This window comes from Cognatiyoonia sp. IB215182, from assembly GCF_033963905.1.
Classification (GTDB): domain Bacteria; phylum Pseudomonadota; class Alphaproteobacteria; order Rhodobacterales; family Rhodobacteraceae; genus Yoonia.
This window is the reverse complement of sequence record NZ_JAXBMB010000001.1, coordinates 307,542-330,156: the sequence shown is the minus strand read 5'-3', so window position 1 is coordinate 330,156 and position 22,615 is coordinate 307,542. Positions and strand designations below refer to the sequence as shown.

The 22,615-nt window shown below is 59.2% G+C and carries 27 protein-coding genes and 1 other RNA gene; 16 read left to right on the top strand and 12 right to left on the bottom strand.

The genetic code is table 11. The annotated features are described in order from the left end of the window. Positions 1-23: 23 nt before the first annotated feature. The 3 genes from SLH47_RS01725 to SLH47_RS01715 all read right to left on the bottom strand — a co-directional run bounded on the left by SLH47_RS01725 (position 24) and on the right by SLH47_RS01715 (position 2,319). Positions 24-860 carry a sterol desaturase family protein gene (locus SLH47_RS01725; protein WP_320237568.1) on the bottom strand — a complete coding sequence of 279 codons (837 nt, stop codon included), beginning with the start codon at positions 858-860 and terminating at the stop codon, positions 24-26. Beyond that, on the bottom strand, positions 857-1,414 hold the full coding sequence (locus tag SLH47_RS01720; RefSeq protein ID WP_320237567.1) for a TetR/AcrR family transcriptional regulator: 558 nt from the start codon (positions 1,412-1,414) through the stop codon (positions 857-859). The genes SLH47_RS01725 and SLH47_RS01720 overlap by 4 nt, the downstream gene beginning before the upstream one ends. 146 nt (positions 1,415-1,560) lie before the next feature. Then, on the bottom strand, positions 1,561-2,319 hold the full coding sequence (locus SLH47_RS01715; protein WP_320237566.1) for a DeoR/GlpR family DNA-binding transcription regulator: 759 nt from the start codon (positions 2,317-2,319) through the stop codon (positions 1,561-1,563). Positions 2,320-2,531: 212 nt separating this feature from the next. On the opposite strand from SLH47_RS01715, the gene SLH47_RS01710 reads away from it, so the two are divergent. From SLH47_RS01710 to SLH47_RS01670, 9 genes are all read left to right on the top strand, one after another. Then, positions 2,532-2,747 (top strand): hypothetical protein, encoded by a 216-nt coding sequence (locus tag SLH47_RS01710; protein ID WP_320237565.1) that lies wholly within the window; start codon positions 2,532-2,534, stop codon positions 2,745-2,747. A 12-nt stretch (positions 2,748-2,759) separates the two neighbouring features. Then, complete coding sequence (locus SLH47_RS01705; protein WP_320237564.1) at positions 2,760-3,848, top strand: ABC transporter ATP-binding protein; 1,089 nt, start codon at positions 2,760-2,762, stop codon at positions 3,846-3,848. A gap of 10 nt (positions 3,849-3,858) precedes the next feature. Beyond that, a complete protein-coding gene (locus SLH47_RS01700; protein WP_320237563.1) occupies positions 3,859-4,947 on the top strand; it encodes an ABC transporter ATP-binding protein in 1,089 nt (362 codons plus the stop codon). Further along, positions 4,947-5,822 carry a sugar ABC transporter permease gene (locus SLH47_RS01695; protein WP_320237562.1) on the top strand — a complete coding sequence of 292 codons (876 nt, stop codon included), beginning with the start codon at positions 4,947-4,949 and terminating at the stop codon, positions 5,820-5,822. Before SLH47_RS01700 ends, SLH47_RS01695 begins: the two co-directional genes overlap by 1 nt. Further along, the gene (locus SLH47_RS01690; protein WP_320237561.1) at positions 5,819-6,679 is read left to right on the top strand and encodes a carbohydrate ABC transporter permease; all 861 of its coding nucleotides are present in this window, start codon (positions 5,819-5,821) and stop codon (positions 6,677-6,679) included. The genes SLH47_RS01695 and SLH47_RS01690 overlap by 4 nt, the downstream gene beginning before the upstream one ends. Positions 6,680-6,691: 12 nt before the next feature. After that, positions 6,692-6,964, top strand: a complete 273-nt coding sequence (locus SLH47_RS01685) for a DUF2160 domain-containing protein (RefSeq protein ID WP_320237560.1) — start codon at positions 6,692-6,694, stop codon at positions 6,962-6,964. 86 nt (positions 6,965-7,050) lie between these two features. Then, positions 7,051-8,778: an ABC transporter substrate-binding protein gene (locus tag SLH47_RS01680; RefSeq protein ID WP_320237559.1), complete on the top strand. Its 1,728-nt coding sequence runs from the start codon at positions 7,051-7,053 to the stop codon at positions 8,776-8,778. A gap of 86 nt (positions 8,779-8,864) precedes the next feature. Next, positions 8,865-10,010: an iron-containing alcohol dehydrogenase gene (locus SLH47_RS01675; protein ID WP_320237558.1), complete on the top strand. Its 1,146-nt coding sequence runs from the start codon at positions 8,865-8,867 to the stop codon at positions 10,008-10,010. Positions 10,011-10,130: 120 nt separating this feature from the next. Further along, positions 10,131-10,526, top strand: a complete 396-nt coding sequence (locus SLH47_RS01670) for an MAPEG family protein (protein WP_320237557.1) — start codon at positions 10,131-10,133, stop codon at positions 10,524-10,526. A 60-nt stretch (positions 10,527-10,586) separates the two neighbouring features. Here SLH47_RS01670 and rpmG read toward each other — a convergent pair whose 3' ends face one another. The 7 genes from rpmG to SLH47_RS01635 all read right to left on the bottom strand — a co-directional run bounded on the left by rpmG (position 10,587) and on the right by SLH47_RS01635 (position 15,182). Next, positions 10,587-10,754: a 50S ribosomal protein L33 gene (rpmG, locus tag SLH47_RS01665; RefSeq protein WP_218448217.1), complete on the bottom strand. Its 168-nt coding sequence runs from the start codon at positions 10,752-10,754 to the stop codon at positions 10,587-10,589. 119 nt (positions 10,755-10,873) lie between these two features. Continuing rightward, positions 10,874-11,241, bottom strand: an RNA gene (gene rnpB / locus SLH47_RS01660) — RNase P RNA component class A. A gap of 12 nt (positions 11,242-11,253) precedes the next feature. Next, entirely contained in the window at positions 11,254-11,949 is a 696-nt protein-coding gene (locus SLH47_RS01655; protein WP_413785615.1) for an N-acetylmuramoyl-L-alanine amidase, read from the bottom strand. A gap of 14 nt (positions 11,950-11,963) precedes the next feature. Then, positions 11,964-12,692, bottom strand: coding sequence for a hypothetical protein (locus SLH47_RS01650; RefSeq protein ID WP_320237555.1), 729 nt, complete (start codon positions 12,690-12,692; stop codon positions 11,964-11,966). A 41-nt stretch (positions 12,693-12,733) separates the two neighbouring features. Then, positions 12,734-14,215 carry an Asp-tRNA(Asn)/Glu-tRNA(Gln) amidotransferase subunit GatA gene (gene gatA, locus SLH47_RS01645; RefSeq protein WP_320237554.1) on the bottom strand — a complete coding sequence of 494 codons (1,482 nt, stop codon included), beginning with the start codon at positions 14,213-14,215 and terminating at the stop codon, positions 12,734-12,736. Next, positions 14,215-14,502 (bottom strand): Asp-tRNA(Asn)/Glu-tRNA(Gln) amidotransferase subunit GatC, encoded by a 288-nt coding sequence (gatC, locus tag SLH47_RS01640; RefSeq protein WP_320237553.1) that lies wholly within the window; start codon positions 14,500-14,502, stop codon positions 14,215-14,217. The genes gatA and gatC overlap by 1 nt, the downstream gene beginning before the upstream one ends. Positions 14,503-14,534: 32 nt before the next feature. Then, positions 14,535-15,182 (bottom strand): hypothetical protein, encoded by a 648-nt coding sequence (locus tag SLH47_RS01635; protein ID WP_320237552.1) that lies wholly within the window; start codon positions 15,180-15,182, stop codon positions 14,535-14,537. A gap of 53 nt (positions 15,183-15,235) precedes the next feature. Here SLH47_RS01635 and SLH47_RS01630 point away from each other — a divergent pair, with 53 nt between their 5' ends. Further along, positions 15,236-15,928 (top strand): metal-dependent hydrolase, encoded by a 693-nt coding sequence (locus tag SLH47_RS01630; RefSeq protein ID WP_320237551.1) that lies wholly within the window; start codon positions 15,236-15,238, stop codon positions 15,926-15,928. Positions 15,929-15,978: 50 nt separating this feature from the next. Here the strand turns inward: SLH47_RS01630 and SLH47_RS01625 are convergent, their stop codons facing one another. After that, positions 15,979-16,425, bottom strand: a complete 447-nt coding sequence (locus SLH47_RS01625) for a nucleoside deaminase (RefSeq protein WP_320237550.1) — start codon at positions 16,423-16,425, stop codon at positions 15,979-15,981. A gap of 201 nt (positions 16,426-16,626) precedes the next feature. Here SLH47_RS01625 and SLH47_RS01620 point away from each other — a divergent pair, with 201 nt between their 5' ends. Together SLH47_RS01620 and SLH47_RS01615 are read left to right on the top strand one after the other, a co-directional pair. Further along, positions 16,627-17,820 (top strand): CoA transferase, encoded by a 1,194-nt coding sequence (locus SLH47_RS01620; protein ID WP_320237549.1) that lies wholly within the window; start codon positions 16,627-16,629, stop codon positions 17,818-17,820. Then, positions 17,817-18,596 (top strand): citryl-CoA lyase, encoded by a 780-nt coding sequence (locus SLH47_RS01615; protein ID WP_320237548.1) that lies wholly within the window; start codon positions 17,817-17,819, stop codon positions 18,594-18,596. Before SLH47_RS01620 ends, SLH47_RS01615 begins: the two co-directional genes overlap by 4 nt. Before the next feature lie 12 nt (positions 18,597-18,608). Here the strand turns inward: SLH47_RS01615 and map are convergent, their stop codons facing one another. After that, positions 18,609-19,451 carry a type I methionyl aminopeptidase gene (gene map / locus SLH47_RS01610; RefSeq protein ID WP_320237547.1) on the bottom strand — a complete coding sequence of 281 codons (843 nt, stop codon included), beginning with the start codon at positions 19,449-19,451 and terminating at the stop codon, positions 18,609-18,611. A gap of 108 nt (positions 19,452-19,559) precedes the next feature. Here map and SLH47_RS01605 point away from each other — a divergent pair, with 108 nt between their 5' ends. The 4 genes from SLH47_RS01605 (at position 19,560) to SLH47_RS01590 (ending at position 22,615) form a co-directional block, all read left to right on the top strand. Continuing rightward, positions 19,560-19,766, top strand: coding sequence for a ParD-like family protein (locus tag SLH47_RS01605; protein WP_320237546.1), 207 nt, complete (start codon positions 19,560-19,562; stop codon positions 19,764-19,766). 54 nt (positions 19,767-19,820) lie between these two features. Beyond that, the gene (locus SLH47_RS01600) at positions 19,821-20,603 is read left to right on the top strand and encodes a pseudouridine synthase (RefSeq protein WP_320237545.1); all 783 of its coding nucleotides are present in this window, start codon (positions 19,821-19,823) and stop codon (positions 20,601-20,603) included. 151 nt (positions 20,604-20,754) lie between these two features. Then, on the top strand, positions 20,755-21,645 hold the full coding sequence (locus SLH47_RS01595) for a DMT family transporter (RefSeq protein WP_320237544.1): 891 nt from the start codon (positions 20,755-20,757) through the stop codon (positions 21,643-21,645). Positions 21,646-21,793: 148 nt separating this feature from the next. Further along, a complete protein-coding gene (locus SLH47_RS01590; protein ID WP_320237543.1) occupies positions 21,794-22,615 on the top strand; it encodes a TerC family protein in 822 nt (273 codons plus the stop codon).

The window sequence follows — 22,615 nt, the reverse complement described above, 5'->3', positions numbered from 1 at the left end:
TACCGCGGCTCTGGCACTTAGGTTCAGTCTTTTGACGCATGTCCGGGCGCACGGAACAGGATGGACCAAACCTGCCCAAAGCTTTGCGCGCGCCGGATATCCCTGATCAGTTCGGGCCATTCCGAGAACCAGACTTTGATCGGGTTCCTCGTGTCAAAGTCGCGTTTCAGGCCATAGCGCGGTGTTTCCTCTTCTTCCTGAAACGTACCCCAAAGCCTGTCCCAGACAATCAGGATGCCGCCATAATTCTTGTCCAGATATTTGTCGTCGCAGCCGTGATGCACGCGGTGATGCGAGGGCGTGTTCAGCACCCACTCCAACGGCCCAAGCTTGCCGATCAGTTCAGTATGGATCCAGGTCTGATAGGCCAGCACCACAATGACGCCAAAGATGATAGCTTCAGGCGCGAAACCCATCAGCGCCAGCGGCAAATGCGCGATGAGCGACCACACACCCTCAAACGGGCCGAAACGCACGCCGGTGATGATGTTCATATCACGAGAGGAATGGTGCACGGCATGCTGTGTCCAGAGAATGCGCACCTCATGCGCGATCCGGTGCTCCCAATAATAGGTGATGTCCGCCAGGACCACGATCAGGACAAGGCTCCACCACGTGACGGGGATAGCCCAGGGCATGCCCTGCGCAATGATCCAGTAAAGCCCGTAGGCGCCCGTCAGAATAAAGGTTTCGACCAGCAAGTAGGGCAGCTGGGTCGACGCACTCGCGAGCATCTCGCCAAAGGTCTTTGCCCTGAATTCACCTTTGAAGGCCATCTCGGCAATTTCGATCAGCAAGATCGCGGCTCCGATCAGAAAGAAGACCTCATCGATCTGTGTCGTCAGGTTTTCAACGTTCATTGTGAACCACCTTTCAATCCTTGTGAGAGTGTGCGCCATGCCAGTTCAGCCGCCTGTTTTGGGGTTGCCTCGCCCGAGCGGACAAGCGACCAGGCCGTGTAGGTCAGGTTTTCGTAGGCCTCGACAATCCAAGCGGTTGGCACGTGGCTGTCGAATGCGCCCTCTTTCTTTGCTTCTTCAACATCCTGTCGCAGCGCGTCGAGGCTTGCACTATATGCCGCAGCTATTTCAGGGTCGGCCTCCAGCCCTTCATGGGCCAGAAACCATTGCCTGTTGGCCAGCGGTACCGTCGCCATGAGCGACAGGCGAAAGCCTTCTTCATAGCTTTCGGCGTGGGCTGTCGCCTGTTCGACGGCAGCCTCCAATTCGGCAAGCGCTGTCTTGGCCAGTGCACGCATCAATTCTGCACGGCCAGGGAAATGCCGATGCAGCGTCGCACGGCCTACGCCGGCCCGCTGGGCCACATCGCCAAGCGACGCGGCCTGGTTTTCAGAGAAAACCGCGAACGCGGCTTCGATAATGGCATCACGGGTACTTGGTCGAATCTCAGTCATGAGACATAGATGTCTCATTTGATACATGAATTCAACCCCTGTTTGAGAGACTGTCAGCGATCAGAGGGCAAGAGGGATTGCGATGCATAAGCCATTGCCAACGGCCCGAATGGTACGCCGCACGACATCACGGCGCTGATCTTTGATTATCCCGTCGAAAAAATTGCGGTGTCCCAGCTTTCGCACTTCGAGGCGAGATCGGCGGGGATACCATCCGTAAAAATCGCGTCGATATCGCGAACGGACGCAATCCGTACGGGGGCCGAGCGGTTCAGCTTGGACTTATCAGCGACCAGGAATGTGTGCCGGGAGCATTCGATGATCGTGCGGCTCACCCGCACCTCGCGCAAATCGAACTCCAATAGGTTGCCCTCAAGGTCCAGTGCAGATGTGCCGATGACGGCGTAGTCCACCTTGAACTGACGGATGGCCTCTGTTGTCAGATCGCCAACCAGACCACCATCCTCGCGCCGTAACTCACCCCCCGCAACAATGACCTTGCTGGTTAGGTTCTTTGACAGAATATCGGCGACGTTGATGTTGTTGGTTACGATTGTCAGGTTCTCGTGCGTGAGTAGTTCGCGGGCGACCGCCTCTGTCGAGGTGCCGATGTTCAAAAGAACCGACGCATTGGGCGGGATCTGGCGCGCGCAAAGTCGTGCGATCTCACGCTTTGCACTTTCCTGCAGGACCTTGCGCGCGCGGTAATTCGGGTTGCGATGGGTATCCGGTATGATCGCACCGCCATGCACCCGATCAAGCCGCCCTGCATCCGCCAAGGTTGACAGGTCCCGCCTTATGGTCTGGGTTGTGACGCCGAAACGGGTCGCGAGTTCATCGACGCTCACTTGGCCTTCATGCCGAGCAAGCTCCAGGATCTGCGATATGCGAAAGGAATCGACCATTTTGACCTGAAAGCAACGACCTGGCTTTGGGTAGTGCCGCATATTTAGGCCAAAAATCAAGCGAAAATGTTGAATTATGCTCGTACAAGACCTCCATACGCCCAAAAACAAACAAAATCGCGCATGTGAGGACCGCTTACGAAAGAGAATGAAGATTACCCTTTGACAAGTGAACCGATATGAGCAACCAATTCATGGGGAGGATTCACGTGATGGCTCTGAGGGGGCGCGACACCGACATGCTGGCGGCTGCAGGCGGCGTGAGTGATTTTGCCCCGCCTTATGATTGCACGCCCGGCATTCTATCACAGCATCTGTCCGAAATGGACGATCTTGCATTCAGAATTGGGTCTGCCCGGGCATTGGACCAGTTCAGGGCCGTGCCGCAGGATGCCCCACTGGTCGCGCCACCGGCGGTTGCGGAGTAGGAGAGACAGCGCATGGGATTAGAGCTGAAAGGCGTCTCGAAGGTGGTCGATGGCAAGACGCATATCTACCCCACGGACCTGACGCTCGAACCCGGCACGATGAACGTTCTTCTGGGGCCAACCCTGTCGGGCAAGACCTCTCTGATGCGCCTAATGGCCGGGCTTGATGTGCCCGCAAGCGGTCAGGTGATCTGGAACGGCGCGGATGTCACCGGCCAACGGGTGCAGGACCGGGGCGTCGCGATGGTCTACCAGCAATTCATCAATTACCCATCCATGAGCGTCTACGAAAACATCGCCTCACCCCTGCGACTATTACGCAAGTCGAAGGCAGAGATTGATGCCGCCGTGCACAAAACCGCCGAGATGATGAAGCTGACGCCGATGCTGCAGCGCAAACCGCTGGAACTGTCGGGCGGACAACAGCAGCGCTGCGCCCTCGCGCGCGCCTTGGTGAAAGAGGCCGGCCTGGTGCTGCTTGATGAACCGCTTGCCAATCTTGACTACAAACTGCGCGAAGAGCTGCGGGTCGAGATCCCGCGCATCTTCGCTGAATCCGGGGCGATCTTCGTTTACGCCACGACAGAGCCAGAGGAGGCCCTGCTGCTTGGCGGAAACACCGCCACGCTGTGGGAAGGCCGCGTCACGCAGTTCGGGCCAACGCCAGAGGTCTATCGCAGACCAAGCGACGCCACCACCGCCAAGGTCTTTTCAGACCCGCCCATGAACTTCCTGCAGATCCGCAAACGGTCCGGCTATCTGGAATTTGGTGACGGGCAGCGGGCCGAGGTCAGTGGGCAGCTTGGTGCTCTTGCAGATGGCGATTACATCGCGGGCTTCAGGCCCAATCATCTTGAGGCCGAAAAACACACCGAGGATGCGATGGCCTTTCACTGCAAGGTCGCCGTGACCGAAATCACCGGGTCAGAGACCTTTATCCACCTGGATCACCATGGCGACCGCTGGGTGGGTCTTGTCCACGGCGTGCGCGAGCTTGAGATTGGATCGGACATCACCGTTTATCTTGACCCATCCCATATCTACACCTTCACCGAAGACGGATCGCTGGCCGCAGCCGCATCCTATGCCGAAGCCGCATAGGGAGACGCGCATGGCCAAGATCACCCTGTCCAACCTCGCTCATTCATACATGCCGCGCCCGACCTCGGACGCCGATTGGGCACTGAAGGAAATGAACCACACCTGGGCTGATGGTGAGGCCTATGCACTGCTTGGCGCCTCGGGCTGTGGGAAATCCACGCTCTTGAACATCATCTCCGGCCTCTTGCACCCGTCCGAAGGGCGCATTCTGTTCGGGGACGAGGATGTGACCGAGAAATCCACGACCGACCGCAACATCGCACAGGTCTTCCAGTTCCCGGTTGTCTACGACACGATGACCGTCCGCCAGAACCTGGCCTTTCCGCTGAAAAACCGCGGCGCCTCGGCCCAGTATATCGGCCAGCGGGTGCAGGCGATTGCGCAGATGATCGGGATGGAGGCCGAGCTTGATCGCAAGGCGCGCGGCCTCACAGCGGACGCCAAGCAAAAAATCAGCCTGGGCCGTGGCATGGTGCGTGAGGATGTGAATGCGATCCTGTTTGATGAGCCGCTGACGGTCATCGACCCGCATATGAAATGGGCCTTGCGCACGCAGCTGAAAGAACTGCATCAGGAGTTCGGGCACACGATGATCTACGTCACCCACGACCAGACCGAGGCGCTGACCTTTGCCGACAAGGTGGTCGTCATGCATGACGGGCGTGTGGTGCAGATGGGTACGCCGCAGGAACTCTTCGAAACACCTGCCCATACATTCGTGGGCTATTTCATCGGCTCGCCGGGGATGAACCTGTTGCCGGCCCAGGTAGATGGCATGATAGCCAAGACCGATGGCGGGCAGATTTCACTTGGCGCCTCTTACGCCGAACTTGACGGCAAGGTAGAGATCGGCGTGCGTCCAGAATTTGTCAGCCTGACCGATGCGGCGGACGGCTTGCCCGTCACGATCAACAGGGTCGAGGATGTGGGCCGCCACAAGATCGTGCGCGCCGATTGTGCCGGCACCGTGCTCAACATCATTGTGCAGGAAGGCGAAGAGATCGGCACCGACGCCAGCCGCGTCACCTTCGACCCCGCTCATGTGAACATCTACCAAAACGACTGGCGCGTGACGCCATCCCATCGGGAGGCCGCGTGATGGAAAAAACCGTCAATCAGAAAGCCTGGTTTCTGGTCTTGCCCGTCCTGATTCTTGTCGCATTCTCGGCGGTGATCCCGCTGATGACGGTCGTGAATTATTCGGTGCAGGACAGCTTTGGCAACAACCAGTTCTTCTGGGCGGGCCTCAGCTGGTTTGAGGAGCTTCTGGAAGACGACCGGATGTGGAACGCGCTACAGCGGCAGCTGATCTTTTCCGGTATCATTTTGGCAATTGAAATCCCTCTAGGCATCATGGTCGCACTCTGCATGCCGAAAAAAGGCATCTGGGTCTCTGTCTGTCTGGTCCTGATGGCCCTCCCGCTTCTGATCCCTTGGAACGTGGTTGGCACGATTTGGCAGGTCTTTGGCCGGTCCGATATCGGCCTGCTTGGCGCGGCGCTCAACGGCCTCGGCGTTGACTACAACTACACGCAAGACCCGTTTGACGCTTGGGTGACGGTGATCGTCATGGATGTCTGGCACTGGACATCGCTTGTGGCGCTGCTGGCCTATGCGGGCCTACAATCCATCCCGCAGGCCTATTACCAGGCGGCCAAAATCGATCAGGCGTCACGCTGGGCCGTGTTCCGCTTCATTGAGCTTCCCAAGATGGCCGGGGTCCTGCTGATCGCGGTTCTGCTGCGGTTCATGGACAGTTTCATGATCTATACCGAACCCTTTGTGGTCACCGGTGGCGGCCCGGGCAGTTCGACCACGTTCCTTTCCATCGACCTTGTGAAAATGGCGCTCGGCCAGTTCGACCTTGGGCCTGCCGCCGCGTTTTCGCTGATGTATTTCCTCGTGATCCTCGCGATCTCATGGGTGTTCTACACCGTCATGACCAACCTTGATAAGGCGGACAGCAAAAGATGACGGACCGCGCGATCTCGACCCCCGCGACCCGCACGGCACGCAAGTTCGCCTTTCCCAAGGTGAACGGCTCAGCGCTGGTGATGATCCTTTACCTGTTGTTCCTGTTCCTGCCGATCTACTGGCTGATCAACATGAGCTTTAAGACCAATGCCGAGATCGTGTCGGACTTTACGCTCTGGCCGAGGGACTTCACGCTGCAGAACTACATCACGATCTTTACCGATCCGGCATGGTATTCCGGCTACATCAACTCGCTGATCTATGTGGTCTTCAACACGCTCATCTCGCTCGCCGTCGCACTACCTGCCGCTTATGCCTTTTCGCGCTACACATTCATGGGCGACAAACATCTGTTCTTCTGGCTTCTGACCAACCGGATGGCGCCACCGGCTGTCTTTGCCTTGCCCTTCTTTCAGCTTTATTCATCCGTCGGACTTTTTGACACGCATATTGCGGTGGCCCTCGCACATTGCCTTTTCAACGTGCCACTTGCGGTCTGGATCCTCGAAGGGTTCATGCGCGGTGTTCCCAAGGAAATTGACGAAACCGCCTATATCGACGGCTATTCGTTCGGGCATTTCTTCGTCAAAATATTCACACCGCTGATCGCCAGCGGCATCGGCGTCGCCGCGTTCTTCTGCTTCATGTTCTCGTGGGTGGAATTATTGCTCAGCCGGACGCTGACATCCGTGGACGCCAAACCCATCGCCGCCACCATGAGCCGCACGCAAGGTGCATCAGGCATCGACTGGGGCGTACTGGCGGCCGCCGGGGTCTTGACCATCATCCCTGGTGCTTTGGTGATCTATTTCGTCCGCAACTACATCGCCAAGGGCTTTGCCCTCGGACGGGTCTAAGGAGGGCTGATCATGGAATGGATGGCATGGACCTGGCCGACCGCGATCTTTTTCATGGTGATTGCGGCGCTGCTGATCACCTTCACCTTTCTGGCGATCCGATTTCCCGAGACCCCGCGTGTCGGGATCTTGAGGATCGAAACCACACGGGGCGACCGGCTGTTTCTAACATTGCTCGGCTCCGCCTTCATCAACATTGCATGGCTCGGCCTGACGGATATCGCCCAATGGTGGGCGCTGGTCATCTGCGCCGTCTATGCAGCTCTGGTCTTTCGATACGTCTGACCAGCGCCATTCACGACCGGTCGTCGCCCGCAAAATCGGGCCGCGCCCAAACAGGGAGAAGAGTGTTCATTAAAAGGAGGAGAATAATGAACCTGTCACTCAAATCATCCACGGCCTTGGCCCTGGTGGCGGGCCTGATGGCCACGCCGTCCTTCGCGGATATGGAGGCCGCGATGGACTTTCTCGACAACGAAATCGCGGGCCTCTCGGTTCTGACGCGCGAAGAGCAAGAGGCCGAAATGGCCTGGTTCATCGAAGCGGCAGAGCCCTTTGCAGGCATGTCGATCAGCGTTGTGTCAGAGACCATCACAACCCACGAATACGAAGCGCAAGTGCTTGCCCCCGCTTTCACGGCCATCACCGGCATCGAGGTCACCCATGACCTGATCGGTGAAGGGGACGTGGTCGAACGTTTGCAGACGCAGATGCAAACGGGCGAGAACATCTACGACGCCTATGTCAATGACAGTGACCTGATCGGCACGCACTGGCGCTATCAGCAGGTGCGCAATCTGACCGACTGGATGGCGGGCGAAGGCGCTTCCGTCACCAACCCGAACATCAACCTTGAAGACTTCATCGGGTTGGAATTCACGACTGGGCCGGATGGCAAGCTCTATCAATTGCCCGACCAGCAATTCGCAAACCTGTACTGGTTCCGTTATGACTGGTTCACCGATGAAAAGAACATGGCCGATTTCGAAGCCGAATACGGCTATCCGCTGGGCGTTCCGGTCAACTGGTCAGCTTATGAGGATATCGCCGAGTTCTTTACCGGGCGCGATCTCAGCCATCTTGGTGTCGAGGGCGAAGTCTTTGGCAACATGGATTACGGCAAGAAAGACCCCTCGCTTGGCTGGCGCTACACCGATGCGTGGATGTCCATGGCTGGCATGGGCGATGTGGGTGAACCCAACGGTCTGCCGGTCGATGAATGGGGCATTCGGGTGAACGAAAACTCACAGCCCGTCGGCTCTTGCGTTGCGCGCGGTGGTGCCACAAACTCGCCAGCGGCTGTCTATGCGGTGAACAAGGCGATTGAGTGGCTGCAGAAATATTCGCCGCCCACCGCCGCCGGTATGACCTTCTCGGAGGCCGGTCCGGTGCCTGCGCAGGGCCAGATCGCGCAGCAAATGTTCTGGTACACCGCCTTTACCGCCGACATGGTGGGTGATGGCGCTGCTGCCGTCCTGAACGATGACGGCACGCCGCGCTGGCGCATGGCGCCGTCGCCGCATGGCGTCTACTGGAAAGACGGTCAGAAAGTTGGCTATCAGGATGCAGGTTCCTGGACGCTGATGCAGTCCACGCCCGTTGATCGCGCACAGGCCGCTTGGCTTTACGCTCAGTTCGTGACCTCAATGACGGTGGATCTGAAAAAGTCTGATGTGGGCCTGACCTTCATCCGCGAATCCACTATCAACTCCGACCACTTCACCGAACGCGCTGACCGCCTTGGTGGCCTGATCGAGTTCTATCGTTCACCTGCCCGCGTTGCATGGTCGCCCACCGGCACCAACGTGCCTGACTACCCACGTCTGGCGCAGCTCTGGTGGCAGAATATCGGCGATGCGATGTCCGGTCAGAAGACTGCGCAGGAAGCGCTCGACGCCCTTTGTGAGGCCCAGGAATCGGTGCTGGAGCGGCTTGAGCGCGCAGGCGTTCAAGGCGATATCGGCCCGGTCATGAACGAAGAGCGGGACGCTGAGTATTGGTTCGCCCAGCCCGGTGCGCCCTACGCTCCGATCGAGAACGAGGACGAAGAGCCTATCACCGTCGCGTATGACGAGTTGATCCAAAGCTGGCAGAACTGATCCTGACCAGGGTCTCAGATCAACCAGCCATACGCTAACGTATTGGGGCGGGCCTGGCTCGCCCCTTTCATTTGGAAGCTTCCCTTATGACCCCTTTTTCGTTTTCCACCGCTCAAATCATTCATTTTGGTCGGGGAACCGCTGCAATGGTCGCTGAAGCCGCCGCGCGCTATGGCGGGCGGGCCTTGTTGGTCCATGGACGGAAGGCTGAGCGGGCAGCATGGCTCTTGCGTGACCTGACTGCTCATGACCCGCAAGTGCACAGCATCGCCGTCAGCGCCGAACCCGACCTGCCGTTCCTAGAACGGGCTTTGGCCGATATCCGGCGCGATCAGCCCGACATTGTTGTGGCCCTTGGCGGTGGATCAGCCATCGATGCTGCCAAGGCCATCGCAGCCCTGACCCCTTCGCCCGGCGCACCGCTTGATTATCTGGAGGTTGTCGGAAAGGGCCAACCGCTCGCCGCAGCACCAATCCCCGTCATCGCGGTGCCCACCACAGCCGGCACCGGCGCGGAGGTCACCAAAAACGCCGTCATCGGCGTCCCGGAACACAAACGAAAAGTCAGCCTGCGCGATGATCGCATGCTGCCGCACATCGCCATTGTCGATCCCTCCCTGAGTGATCACAGCCCACCAGGTGTGACGTTTTCCAGCGGTCTCGATGCGCTGGCACAGGTAATTGAACCATTCCTCAGCACCAAGGCCAACCCATTGACGGACGCCCTGTGCCGAGATGCAATCCGCCGTGGTCTTGGCGCGCTGGTGCGGCTCGCCGAAACCGAGGATCCGGCGGCCAGGGACGATCTGGCACTGACAAGCCTGATGGGCGGCATCGCCTTGGCCAATGCGAAACTGGGCGCTGTGCATGGTCTGGCGGCTGTGATTGGCGGTCGGACGCAAGCGCCCCATGGCGAGATTTGCGGATCGCTTTTGCCGCATGTTCTGCAAGAGACAGAGCGCGCCCTTGCGTCAGATTCGCCCGTGGCCGAAAGGGTCACTTCCATCAAGACGTGGATTGCCGCCGCACTGGACGCGCCGATGGAGGGCGTCTGGGACCACTTCGCCCACTGGAATCGGACACGCGGCTTAAGGGGTATGCGTGAACTCGGCCTGACTGCAACTGAGATCACAGAAATCGCGACGGAGGCCCGAAGGGCCTCTTCTTCGCAAACAAACCCCATCGCCCCGGACAAATATGACTTTGACGCCGTACTGACCCGCGCGCTTTAGCTGTGAACCGCAATCAGCGCCCACCCGCAATCTGACGCGCGTCTTTTACATCCGCACGACCTTTCAACTCGCGCGGCATCGCGGCATAGTCCGACCAAAGACGCTGCTGAAAAAGAAATCATGCTTGAAATCTCCCTGCCCGTAACCAGCATGACCGCCATCTGTGCGGCTCTTATCCTTTTGGTGCTGACCTGGAAGGTCATCATGCTGCGTCGCAAGGACGGTGTTGTGTTGGGCGATACCGGAGATCGCGTTCTGACCAAAGCGATCCGGGGTCAGGCGAATGCAGCCGAACAGCTCCCCATGGCGCTGATCCTGATGGGCCTTGCTGAACTTCAAGGGGCTTACGGCGTCGCGTTAACTGCCCTCGCCGCCATACTCCTGATCGGACGTGGCATGCACGCGGCTTATTTTGGCATACATGGCCTGACTTGGCGGCTGCGCTTTTATGGCATGTTCCTCACACTCATCGCCCAAGGTGGCCTGATCATCTTGCTCGGACTAACACTTCTTTAGTCGGCCACAAAAAAGGCCGCGCAAATGCACGGCCTTATCACTGTCCCGTTCGGCACGATCTTACTTGATCTTGCCTTCTTTATACTCGACGTGCTTGCGCGCAACGGGGTCGTATTTCTTGATAACCATCTTTTCGGTCATCGTCCGCGCGTTCTTTTTTGTCACATAGAAATGCCCGGTCCCCGCAGTGGAGTTCAGGCGGATCTTGATGGTGGTTGGCTTCGCCATGTCTCATCTCTCCTGATTGCGGGCCATATCGTGGCACAACGCATGAATCTGATTGAACGTGCCTTTTACGCTTGCCCGGCCTTGAGTCAACCGCAAACCCGCGTCAAAGCGGTGATATGATGCGCGGATGGCCTATAAGCCGGATTCTGTCCTCCGGATCGCTCCGGATGGATGACCATTCATCTTGGGCGCTTGTTACCAAACGCCCTCTAGCTGCCAACCCGGATCTGCTGGGGCTCAAGCCACCCCGTCTTGCGACGCGCGATCCCTATTTGGCATTGCTCCCGGTGGGGCTTGCCGTGCCGCTTGCGTTGCCGCTCGCGCGGTGGGCTCTTACCCCACCGTTTCACTTTGACCCGGCATGCCGGGCCACCTGTTCTCTGTGGCGCTTTCCCTGGGGTTGCCCCCGCCGGGCGTTACCCGGCACCGTGCTTTTTGGAGTCCGGACTTTCCTCGACATCGCTGCCGCGGCCATCCAGCCATCCGCGCGGAAAGCGCTTTAGGCCCAAGCGGCGTTCGCGTCAACGGGGAAGCGTTTTGCAAGATCAGTGACCATCGACAGATCGGTCGCATCTAGCGGGCCACTATGGCCGGGGCGGAACCGCAGACGAAAGGTCTTGAGCAGCAGGTCCGAATCGTCTGTCGCAGTACAGCCAAAGGCGTGCATCGCCGCGCAAAGCCGGGCGTCATCGGGCGCTTGCACGCCCTCTTCCGAAGAAAGCGCGCAAGCGCTTGATGAGGGCCAGATCGACACTCCCTGCCGTGCAAGCCTGCGCCAGTCAAACCTTGGGCCGGGGTCAATCTTGCGCCCCGGTGCCATATCCGAATGCCCGATCACCCGTTCCGGCCGGATATCCCAGCGCGCACGGATACCCTTGAGCAGATCAACCAATGCATCCATCTGCGGCGCTGCAAAAGGCGAGAACCCGTCATTTGCAAGCTCGATCCCGATCGAGTGACTGTTCACATCGGTGACAGCCCCCCAAGCCCCTGCCCCCGCATGCCAGGCGCGTAAATCCTCGGGCACCAATGACAGCACCTCCCCATCCGGCGCAATCAGATAGTGCGCCGACACCTCACTTGCCGGATCACATAACGTCTTCAGCGCGGCCTGCGTCGACCGCATCGCCGTGTAATGGATCACCACCAAACTGGGCCGCGCGCCATCCCGGCGCGGTCCGCAATTGGGTGACAGATGAGTCGTCAGTCTCAGTTCTGAAACGCCGCTTTGAAGGGGGCCGGATCCCAGCCGCACGCGAAACCGTCACCGTCCGGGTCAATCCCCAACCGGTCACGTTCAGGCCCGCCTCGGGCCAGGAAATCGCGCTGCGCATCGTCCGGCGTTGGATAAGCCGCGCAATTGCGCTGGAACCTATTCTGCCCCGCCAGGATCGACCGGCTGTACCACTCCTGCCCCTTCACATTGGGCGCGTTGAGGGCGTATTCGACAATGTTCGGCCCCGTGTCACGTGGCCGATCTGGCACCGCTGTCGGCGCAATCTCTTCGCGGGCTGCGGCCTGTGCCGCGCGCCGTTCCGCATCGCTTTCAATCGTCTCGCGACCCGATACAGCATCAAAGTTCTGCTCATCAGAAATGCCGGGATTATTCTGCAAATTCGGGGCCGGGTTGGTGGGCGAAGCATCCAACCCCGCAACACGCTCCGGATCAAGCGCCGAGTTTTCCGGCGTCTGACCAATCCCGGCGGCGGCAAGTTCGCTGGCCGGAATGGCGGGGCCACCCACCGGTCCGGGGATCGTATTGACCTGCGGCGGCGGAATGATGGATTCACGTGGTGCGGAAAGCGCCGCCTCGCGCCGTGCACGGTCAAGCTCAAACGCCGAGAAGTCATCAAAGCCGACGCCGCGCTCAGGTGATTGCCCTGGTCCACAGGCCACCAGACCAAGTGCCGCCACCACGATCATAACGCCGGATTTCATCAACATTCACCTGCCAAACTGCATCATTCTTGCGATGATCTTTACCACCACTTGGCCGGTTTGGCCACAAAACCTGCCGATTGCTCCAGGCTATACGCGATATTGAGCAAATCTGCCTCTTCCCAAGGCCGTCCGATCAACTGCAGCCCCAGCGGTAGCCCCTGCTTGTCGAGCCCCGCAGGCACCGCAATTCCCGGCAATCCAGCAAGGTTGACCGTCACCGTGAACACATCGTTGAGATACATCTGGATCGGGTCGAAATTCTCACCGAGCGGGAAGGCGGCAGAGGGCGTGGCGGGCGTCAGTATCGCGTCAACGCCATCGGCAAAGACGGTCTCAAAATCGCGCTTGATCAGTGTGCGTACCTTGCGCGCGCGGTTGTAATAGGCGTCGTAAAAGCCTGCAGACAGCACGTAGGTGCCCACCATCACGCGGCGCTGGACCTCGGCCCCAAACCCTTCGGCGCGGGTCTTTTCGTACATCTCGGTGATGCCATCGCCTTGGCTCAGCTTGGCGCGATGGCCAAAGCGCACGCCGTCATAGCGGGCAAGGTTCGAAGACGCCTCAGCCGGGGCGATCACGTAGTAGGCGGGCAGTGCGTATTTGGTATGCGGCAGGGTGATGTCGACGATTTTTGCTCCCGCGTCTTTCAGCATTGCAGTGCCATCTGCCCAGAGCTTTTCGATCTCTTCCGGCATGCCATCCATACGGTACTCCTTTGGGATCCCAATGGTTTTGCCCTTGATATCACCGGTCAGCGCGGCCTCGAAATCCGGCACGGGTAGATCGGCACTGGTGCTGTCCTTCGCGTCATGCCCACACATCGCCCTAAGCATGATCGCCGCATCGCGCACGTCCTTGGTCATCGGCCCCGCCTGATCGAGGGACGAGGCAAAGGCCACAATCCCCCAGCGCGACACACGGCCATAGGTGGGCTTCATTCCTGTGATCCCGACGAAAGCCGCAGGCTGGCGGATCGACCCACCGGTATCCGTACCAGTTGCCGCAAGGCAGAGATCAGCCGCCACAGCACTGGCCGACCCGCCCGAAGAGCCTCCCGGTGTCAAGGCAGCCTCATCATTGCCGCGCCGCCAGGGGTTAACGGCATTGCCATAGACGGAAGTCTCATTGGATGAGCCCATCGCGAATTCGTCCATGTTGAGCTTTCCCAGCATGACCGCTCCCGCATCGAATAACTGCGTGGTTACGGTGCTCTCATATTCGGGTTTGAACCCTTCGAGGATGCCAGACGCAGCCTGCGACGGCACACCTTTGGTGCAAAACAAGTCCTTGATCCCCAAAGGAATCCCGCACATATCCGGCGCATCGCCAGCCTTGATCCGCGCATCAGCGGCTTTCGCCTGCGCCGCAGCAATCTCGGGCGTGTGGTGGACGAATGCGCCCAAGGCCCCTGCCCCGTCAATGGCGCTCAGGCACGCATCGGTGATCTCTGCACTTGTCGTGTCGCCCTTGCGCATCGCGTCACGGGCCTCAGCGATGGTCAATTTGGTTAGCTCACCCATCACTCAACCACCTTCGGTACGGCAAAAAACCCTTCACGCGCATCAGGCGCGTTACTCAAAACCGCACCCTGCTGATCCCCATCCGTCACCACATCATCGCGGCGTTTCAGGCGCATCGGCGTGACCGAGGTCATCGGCTCCACGCCCTCCACATCCACCTCATTGAGTTGCTCGATGAAGCCCAGGATCGCGTTGAACTCTCCTGCCAGGGCGGGCAGCGCATCATCTTCAACCTTGATCCGCGCCAGCTTGGCGACGCGGCGGGCGGTTTCTGTGTCGATGGACATGGGGAACGTCTCCGGTAAATCTTGCCCCGCGTTTAGCGCCCCGCTGCAGGACCCGCAAGCATATGACGGCGGTAGACCTCGATCATCCAGCCCAGCATGATCCCGTTGAGGATATGCCAGAAGATATGGGTGCCGATGGGGAATTGCGGGCAGACGATTTCATCGAGCGACCGCAGGCTGATCGAGGCCGAGAGGATCACCGCCCCGATGACAAAGCCCAACCCGACGGCGCCGCGCAGGTACGCCGCATAGACCACCAGAAGGATCGGCACGGTCCAGTAGAAGTTCGAGATGTTTAAGAACGGTACGTCCCGAAGCAACGAGACGACGCCGTAAGCATATGGAAAGAAAAGGAAAGTGACGCCCAGCGCACCCCACCAGGGCATGCCGACAATGTCGCGATTGGCCAGAAACAGATAGGTCAGGATGAAGATGCCGATGGGTGTAACATCTGCGAGCGCGGCCCATTGCGTGGCGTGGGTGTGGAAAAGATAGCTGCCGATACCGATGCAGAAAAGGATCACGCATAACACACGCGCGGCGGGCAGGCCGCCGGTGCGCCGCCACATGATGATTGCAGCAACAATGAACGCGGCATTGGTGACGGCGTTAAGTGGTTCAGACCAATAAGAAAAATCCGTCCGTTCGCAATAGCCGTCGATCTGTTCAAACCAGTCCATCTTGCGCCCTTTTCTGTTGGGCGTATCCTGACGACAAAGCAGTGGAGGGCAACATGAAAATCACCTGGTTGGGACATGCAGGTTTTCGGATCAACATCGCGGGTGAGGTCCTGCTGATTGATCCCTGGCTGACGGGCAATCCGGCTTTCCCGGATGATCAGCGGGCGGCGGCGATTGTGGGGACAACACACATCCTCGTCACGCATGGACATGGCGATCATGCGAGCGAAGTTGCGCAGCTTTCCAAGGAATTGGGAGCGCCGATTCTCTGCATTCACGAATTGTCCGAAACCTGGGATGCCGACGGTCTTGCGACCATCGGTTTTGGCAAAGGTGGGACAGTGGCGCTTGGCGAAGTGAAGGTCACGATGGTCAATGCGGTCCATTCAGCCTCGGTCGATTATCGCGGTATGCCGCTCATGGTTGGTGGGTCAGAGGCCGGGTTCATGATCGCAGGCGAGGGTCACACGATCTATGTGTCTGGCGACACCGATATCATGGCGGATATGGATTGGATGGGTGACTACCACAAGCCCGATATCGGCATCTTGTGCTGCGGTGGCCATTACACGATGGATTGTGATCGGGCCGCCTATGCTGCCAAAAGGTACTTTGATTTCAAGACAATCATCCCTTGCCACTACAAGACATTCCCGGTCCTTGCCCAATCGGCACAGCCACTCGTTGACGCGTTGCCGGATGTGGATGTGCTGACACCGGATGTCATGGACGTGATCGAAATCTGAGCGCCAAACTTTCCAGGAAAGTTTGGGTACAATTCCTGTGCCAGGAATTGTCAGCGCCTTGTGGCAAAGAAGGACTTTAGCAGTTCCTCCGAGGCGGCAGCATCGATTCCATCATAGATTTCGGGCACATGGTGGCATTGTGGATGGCTGAAGATGCGCGGACCCTGCCCCACACCGCCCGATTTCGGATCGGCGGCACCGTAATAAAGCCGGGCAATGCGTGCGTTGCTGATGGCGGCGGCGCACATCGGACAAGGCTCGAGCGTGACATAAAGGTCGAGACCCGTAAGCCGTTCTTTTCCAAGCGTTTCACAAGCAGCACGGATCACCAGCATCTCCGCATGCGCGGTAGGATCGTTCAGTTCACGCGTTCGGTTTCCGGCACGCCCGATTACGCGATCCCCTTCGGCAACAACGGCGCCAACGGGCACCTCACCCCTTGCTGCAGCGGCGTGCGCTTCAGTGAGCGCCAGATGCATGTGCGAACGGAAAATCATGGAGCGGTGATGCCAGTTAGCATCAAGCGTCTCAAGCGCAGTTTGCTTTGCGGATTGCCCGTTTGCCGGATGGATGCGCTTATCGGCTCTTGCGGACCTCCGCACGGCGCATTTCATTTGCGGCAATGAGATCGCGGCCTTGAATCCTTTGTGCAAGCCGGCGCAGTGTTGGCCGCAAGCATTATCACTATAAGGTCTTACATGTCCAAACCATTGAAAGATATCCGTGTTCTGGACCTGACCAATGTTTTGGCGGGCCCTTTTTGCTGCCACCATCTGGTGCACCTGGGGGCAGAGGTGATCAAGGTGGAGGCGCGCGAGCGCGGCGACCTTGCGCGCCAGTTGGGGGCTGATCCTACCCTGAACGCCGCAAATATGGGCGTATCGTTTCTCGCGCAGAATGCGGGCAAGAAATCCGTGACACTCGACCTGAAGAAACCCGATGGGAAGGCGCTGTTTCAGCGGCTTGTCGGCTCTGCCGACGTGTTGGTTGAGAACTTTCGGCCGGGTGTGATGGACCGGCTGGGGCTAGGTTATGAGGTGCTGAAAGCGGTCCGGCCAGAGTTGATCTATTGCGCGATTTCGGGCTTTGGGCAGGACGGGCCATGGAAGGATCGCCCCGCTTACGATCAGATCATTCAGGGCGCATCGGGGGTGATGTCGATCACCGGGGATGCGGACAGCGCGCCATTGCGCGTGGGCTATCCGGTGGCCGATACGTTCGGCGGGATGAATGCGGCCTTTGCGGTGGCAGCGGCGCTGAACGCGCGGCCGCGCGGGTGTTTCATCGATGTGTCGATGCTGGAATCCGTTTTGGTGTCAATGGGTTGGGTTGTGTCGAACCACTTGATTGCGGGCGTCGCGCCGCAAGCGAATGGCAATGAGAATATGACATCCGCGCCGTCGGGCACGTTTCGGGCTGCTGACAGCATGATCAACATTGCCGCCAATAAGGATGAGCAATGGGCGGCCCTGACCGGGCATCTGGGGTTGGAGGCTTTGCGGGAGCATCCCGACTATGCGACGCGTGAGGCGCGGAAAGTGAACCGCGTGGCCTTGCGCGGGGCATTGGAGGTGGTGTTGATGACGAAACCGGCCGCCCATTGGGTGGAGGCGTTGAACGCGATTGGCGTCCCAACCGGTGCGGTGCTGAGCGTGCCGGAGGCATTGGCCACGCCACAGGTGGCGGAACGCGGATTTCTGCAAACTTACGCGGATGTGGCTGGTGTAGGCCGCGATATCGCGGTGGCGACAACTGGTGTGAAGATCGATGGGGCCGCGCCAACTGTCGCGGACCCGCCGCCGGAACTGGGGGCGGATAATGACGCGGTCTGGGGCGATTTGGGCCTGTCCGAGGCAGAGATCGCCCGACTGAAGGAGGATGAGGTGATATGAGCAGCGATGTGGCGGATTGGTGGGCGACCGAGATTATCGACATGGCGCCGGGGCAGATCCGCATGCGCGGCACGCCGATTGAGGAGTTGATCGGGAATGTAAGCTTTCCGCAGATGATCTGGCTGATGTTGCGAGGGGAATTGCCGTCGCCGGAGGAGGCGGGCCTGTTCGAGGCGGCTCTGGTTGCGGCGGTAGATCACGGGCCGCAAGCGCCCTCGATTGCCGCAGCGCGGATGGCGGTGACCTGCGGGCTGGGGCTGAATGGGGCGATGGCCTCTGCCGTGAATATGCTGGACGACGTGCATGGCGGGGCGGGCGAGCAGGCGGTGGAGTTCTATGGCTGGGCTGATGCAGGCGGCGTGGAGGCGGCGATTGACCGATGGCAGGCGGAGCGGTCGAAATACGTCCCCGGCTTTGGCCACCGCTTTCACACGCCGGACGACCCGCGTGCGCCGCGCCTGATGGCGCTGGTGGCAGACGCCGCAGCGGCGGGTACGGTCAGCGGACGGTTTGCGAAGATCGGGCTGGAGGTGCAGCGGGTATTGGGCGAACAGGCGGGCAAGCCCGTGCCGATGAATATCGATGGGGCGACGGCGGTGATTTATGCCGAGCTTGGCTTTGCCGGGCCATTGGCGCGGGGGCTGTTTTGTCTCTCCCGTTCGGTGGGTATCCTCGCCCATGCGTGGGAGCAGATGCAGCAAGGCGGCCGGAACAAGGGACCGACACCGCCCGAGTATCGGTGGACGTATACGGGGCCGAACCCGATTGAGGAGTGAGCGGCTCCGCACTTATCCGAGTACGATGCCCGGTGCGTGCAGGCCTTTTGGCGACAATGTGAAGATCTCATATCCATCCGCGGTGACGCCGACCGAGTGCTCGAATTGCGCAGAAAGCGACCGGTCGCGGGTGACGGCGGTCCAGCCATCGGCGAGCGTTTTGACATCAGCACGGCCCAGATTGATCATCGGTTCGACGGTAAAGATCATGCCTTCGCGCAGAGCCGCGCCCGTTCCGGCCTTGCCAAAATTCAGGATGTTCGGCGCATCGTGAAAGACCCGTCCGATCCCGTGCCCGCAAAAGTCCCTCACCACGCTACAGCGTTGGGTCTGGGCATAAGACTGGATGGCATGCCCGATATCGCCCAAATGCGCCTCTGGCCTGACTGCAGCAATGCCGCGCATCATCGCCTCATGCGCGATCTGGACAAGTCGTTGGGCAGCGCGCTTCGGTGTGCCGACCGCATACATCCGACTTGAGTCACCGTACCAGCCGTCAACAACTAGCGTGACATCGATATTCACGATGTCACAGTCGCGCAGCTTCTTGGCGGTCGGGAAGCCGTGGCACACGACATGGTTGACCGATGTGCAGCAGGCATAGGCATAACCATCATAGTCAAGGGTCGCGGGCCTTGCGCCGTGTCTGGCGGCGAAGTCACGGACGAAGGCGTCAATTTCCGCCAAAGGCAGGCCGGGTGCAATCAGCGCCGCAACATCATCAAGACAGGTCGCCGTCAATTGCCCCGCAAGGCGCATACCTGCAAAGGCGTCAGGTCCGTAGAGCTTGATGCCCTCCGTGCGGTGCGCTTGATCGGGCGGTGGCGCTATGGCCATGTCGATGTAGCTATGCATGCAACCTCTCTTTGGTGTATCGTGGTCGGGACAAGCGGACATATGCCGCTGCGATGCGCTTATATACGGATAATATATGATTCGTATATGATTTGGATAGAGGTACTGATGGGCATTGTGAAAATAGGCGATGAGCTTCACGCGGAGATACGCAAGGCAAGCACAGTCATGTGCCGGTCGATCAATGCGCAGGCTGAATTCTGGATCAAGATCGGGCTTTTGGCCGAGGCCAATCCGACGCTTTCGTTCAATGATCTTGTGCGCCAGCAACTCAAGGAAGCTGACGTCGCCTTTGAGGACATCGACGCAGCTTGAGAATTGAGGCCATGCTGATTGCGCCCTGCCCCGCTTGCGCTTACACGGGCGGCCATGAATGACACCCCATCCTCCGGCGACCGGATCGCCAAAGTTTTGTCCCGCGCTGGCATTGCAAGCCGGCGGGAGGCGGAGCGGATGGTTGCGGATGGCCGCGTCAGCGTGAATGGCAAAGTCATCGACAGTCCGGCACTGAATGTGACGGGGGTGGACAGGGTCACCGTGGACGGCAAGCCAGTGGGCGACCCTGATCCGCCACGTTTGTGGCTCTATCATAAGCCAGCGGGTTTGGTGACCACGGAACGGGATGAAAAAGATCGGCCCACGGTCTTTGCCAGCTTACCAGAGGCCATGCCGCGCGTGATGTCGGTGGGGCGGCTGGACTTGAACTCCGAGGGGCTGTTGCTGCTGACCAATGATGGCACGGTAAAGCGCAGACTGGAACTGCCCAGCACGGGCTGGCTGCGGCGTTATCGGGTGCGCATCAATGGGTCAGTGAGTGAGGCGAAGCTTGATGAGCTGCGCAAGGGGATCACGGTTGAGGGTGTGGCGTATCAGCCGATGGAGGTCACCTTTGACCGCCAGCAAGGGGCGAATGCCTGGCTGACCGTGGCCCTGCGCGAAGGCAAGAACCGCGAAATCCGGCGCGCCATGGGGGCCTTGGGCGTGACGGTGAACCGGTTGATCCGTGTCAGCTACGGCCCGTTTCAGCTGGGCGGGTTGAAGGCTGGCGAGGTGGAAGAGCTCAAACAGCGTGTGGTGCGCGACCAGTTGGGCCTGTCGGCCAAGCCCAGACCAAGCCGGGTCCGCAAAACGCGGGGTAAGAACCGGAAATGACAGCCTCGCGGCACTCACGCAACGTGACGGCCGGCGCAGCGCAATACGCGCGACACGCCATGTTTGTGCAGTGACCTCGTGCCGGGCAGTTTGGCCGCACGTGGTCAAGTCTGATGCGCGTGCCCGCGTGAGAATAAGGTAGCCGAGGCCAGTGATCCGCGTTTTTCTTCTTGTTTCGCTTGGTCTGCTATGGGCCGCGCGCCTTTCGGCCATCAAGGCGGCGGGACTTTCGGGTATCCCTGTTCATGTGGTGGTCAGCGTATCGACATTCGGCATCGCCATCATGTTTTCCCTTGTCGCCACGTTCAGAAGCGCCTGGCCGCCACTCAGCAGGGCAACATTGTTTTTTTACGTCCTGAGCGGGCTTTTAGGTTTTATCCTGCCGTTCTCGGTCGAAAGCCTTGTGGCACCGCATCTGCCGGTCTTCATTCTGGTAGTCATCATCGCGACGATGCCGATCATGACATTGGGCCTTTCGGCATTGATCGGTCATCAGCGGCTCAATGTCGGCACGATCACGGCGGTGATACTTGGATTTCTGGGTGTGCTGTTCCTGATCTGGGACACGGCACGGTTTGGCGAGGCTGGTCAGGCCGACCTGGTATGGGTTGCCGTCGCGTTTGGGGTGCCGGTTCTTTATGCGGCGAATACCGTCTTCATCGCCACCAGATGGCCTGCCGCCGCAGATGCGATCCAGGTCGCGCACGCGCAGGCGCTGATCCTGTCGGTCGCCGCATTGATCGGCGGGCTTACATTTGGCGGATTGCGCGTCTGGTCAGAAGCAACGCTGAACGTGCCCGCCATTGCCCTGATCATCCTGTGTGAAGGCGGAGCGTTGATGCTGTATCTAAAGCTGGCGCGCACATATGGGGCGATATTCGTGTCATTTGCCAATTACATCTCGATGCTTTTTGCCGCCTTGATCGGGGCTCATGTGTTTGGCGATCGGATCACCTGGTACAGCGCGTTGGCAGCCGTCGCGATCATCGCCTCGGTTGTCATTTATCAGCGGGGCACCAGACGGCAGGAACAGCCATCGTGAGCCTTTGAAAGCGCCTGGATCGCTGATAGAAGCCACTTGCCACTGCCGGTTGCAGCCATCAACGGGGAAAAACCGCCACACTTGAACCTTGTCCTGTTCCATCGCCTGTGCATGCTGGTGATCAAAGACAAGAACTGGGGGACATCAATTGGCGGACTTGCTCACGCTGGAAAACGCGACCAACCTGATCATGCTGTGCTTTTTGCAGGCGGTATTGGGGTTCGACAACCTGCTTTATATCTCAATCGAAAGCCAGCGTGCGCCAGTCGCACAACAAAAGGCGGTGCGGACCTGGGGCATTATCATTGCCGTGGCTTTGCGCGTGATCCTGCTTTTCACCATGATCCAGCTGATCGACGCACTGGCGGAGCCGTTCTACATCTTTGACTGGGAAGGCGTGATCGAAGGCGGGGTGAACTTTGCCACGGTCGTCTTTGTCTTTGGCGGGATTTTCATCATGTATACCGCCGTCAAAGAGATCGGCCATATGCTGTCGATTGAGGATCTGGACCACGATGTGGAAGGCAAATCAGGGAAGTCGGCCGTGCAGGTTGTGATGCTGATCGTGTTGATGAACCTGATCTTTTCGTTCGACTCCGTGCTCTCGGCCATCGCAATCACGGATGTCTTCCCGATCCTTGCCTTTGCGATCATCCTATCGGGTCTGGCGATGCTGTTGCTGGCCGATGGCGTGACGCGGTTTTTGGAGAGGAACCGGATGTATGAGGTGCTGGGCCTTTTTATTCTGCTGATCGTCGGCGTCGTTCTGCTGGGTGAGGCGGGGCCTGCCGCGGCGCATGCGATGCATGATGACAGCCTGCAGATCAAGCTCTTTGGCTATGAATTGATCCCGATGTCCAAGACAACCTTCTACTTCTCGGTTGTGGTGCTGGTGGCGGTGGAAATCATCCAATCGGGCTATCGCAAAAAATTGGATGCGGAACGGGCGGCTTTGCAGAGACACTCGTAA

Excerpts from the sequence above, each read along its gene's own strand:
- SLH47_RS01725 (WP_320237568.1), bottom strand. The coding sequence starts at position 860 with ATGAACGTTGAAAACCTGACGACACAGATCGATGAGGTCTTCTTTCTG.
- SLH47_RS01720 (WP_320237567.1), bottom strand. The coding sequence starts at position 1,414 with ATGACTGAGATTCGACCAAGTACCCGTGATGCCATTATCGAAGCCGCG.
- SLH47_RS01715 (WP_320237566.1), bottom strand. The coding sequence starts at position 2,319 with ATGGTCGATTCCTTTCGCATATCGCAGATCCTGGAGCTTGCTCGGCAT.
- SLH47_RS01710 (WP_320237565.1), top strand. The coding sequence starts at position 2,532 with ATGGCTCTGAGGGGGCGCGACACCGACATGCTGGCGGCTGCAGGCGGC.
- SLH47_RS01705 (WP_320237564.1), top strand. The coding sequence starts at position 2,760 with ATGGGATTAGAGCTGAAAGGCGTCTCGAAGGTGGTCGATGGCAAGACG.
- SLH47_RS01700 (WP_320237563.1), top strand. The coding sequence starts at position 3,859 with ATGGCCAAGATCACCCTGTCCAACCTCGCTCATTCATACATGCCGCGC.
- SLH47_RS01695 (WP_320237562.1), top strand. The coding sequence starts at position 4,947 with ATGGAAAAAACCGTCAATCAGAAAGCCTGGTTTCTGGTCTTGCCCGTC.
- SLH47_RS01690 (WP_320237561.1), top strand. The coding sequence starts at position 5,819 with ATGACGGACCGCGCGATCTCGACCCCCGCGACCCGCACGGCACGCAAG.
- SLH47_RS01685 (WP_320237560.1), top strand. The coding sequence starts at position 6,692 with ATGGAATGGATGGCATGGACCTGGCCGACCGCGATCTTTTTCATGGTG.
- SLH47_RS01680 (WP_320237559.1), top strand. The coding sequence starts at position 7,051 with ATGAACCTGTCACTCAAATCATCCACGGCCTTGGCCCTGGTGGCGGGC.
- SLH47_RS01675 (WP_320237558.1), top strand. The coding sequence starts at position 8,865 with ATGACCCCTTTTTCGTTTTCCACCGCTCAAATCATTCATTTTGGTCGG.
- SLH47_RS01670 (WP_320237557.1), top strand. The coding sequence starts at position 10,131 with ATGCTTGAAATCTCCCTGCCCGTAACCAGCATGACCGCCATCTGTGCG.
- rpmG (WP_218448217.1), bottom strand. The coding sequence starts at position 10,754 with ATGGCGAAGCCAACCACCATCAAGATCCGCCTGAACTCCACTGCGGGG.
- SLH47_RS01650 (WP_320237555.1), bottom strand. The coding sequence starts at position 12,692 with ATGAAATCCGGCGTTATGATCGTGGTGGCGGCACTTGGTCTGGTGGCC.
- gatA (WP_320237554.1), bottom strand. The coding sequence starts at position 14,215 with ATGGGTGAGCTAACCAAATTGACCATCGCTGAGGCCCGTGACGCGATG.
- gatC (WP_320237553.1), bottom strand. The coding sequence starts at position 14,502 with ATGTCCATCGACACAGAAACCGCCCGCCGCGTCGCCAAGCTGGCGCGG.
- SLH47_RS01635 (WP_320237552.1), bottom strand. The coding sequence starts at position 15,182 with ATGGACTGGTTTGAACAGATCGACGGCTATTGCGAACGGACGGATTTT.
- SLH47_RS01630 (WP_320237551.1), top strand. The coding sequence starts at position 15,236 with ATGAAAATCACCTGGTTGGGACATGCAGGTTTTCGGATCAACATCGCG.
- SLH47_RS01625 (WP_320237550.1), bottom strand. The coding sequence starts at position 16,425 with ATGATTTTCCGTTCGCACATGCATCTGGCGCTCACTGAAGCGCACGCC.
- SLH47_RS01620 (WP_320237549.1), top strand. The coding sequence starts at position 16,627 with ATGTCCAAACCATTGAAAGATATCCGTGTTCTGGACCTGACCAATGTT.
- SLH47_RS01615 (WP_320237548.1), top strand. The coding sequence starts at position 17,817 with ATGAGCAGCGATGTGGCGGATTGGTGGGCGACCGAGATTATCGACATG.
- map (WP_320237547.1), bottom strand. The coding sequence starts at position 19,451 with ATGCATAGCTACATCGACATGGCCATAGCGCCACCGCCCGATCAAGCG.
- SLH47_RS01605 (WP_320237546.1), top strand. The coding sequence starts at position 19,560 with ATGGGCATTGTGAAAATAGGCGATGAGCTTCACGCGGAGATACGCAAG.
- SLH47_RS01600 (WP_320237545.1), top strand. The coding sequence starts at position 19,821 with ATGAATGACACCCCATCCTCCGGCGACCGGATCGCCAAAGTTTTGTCC.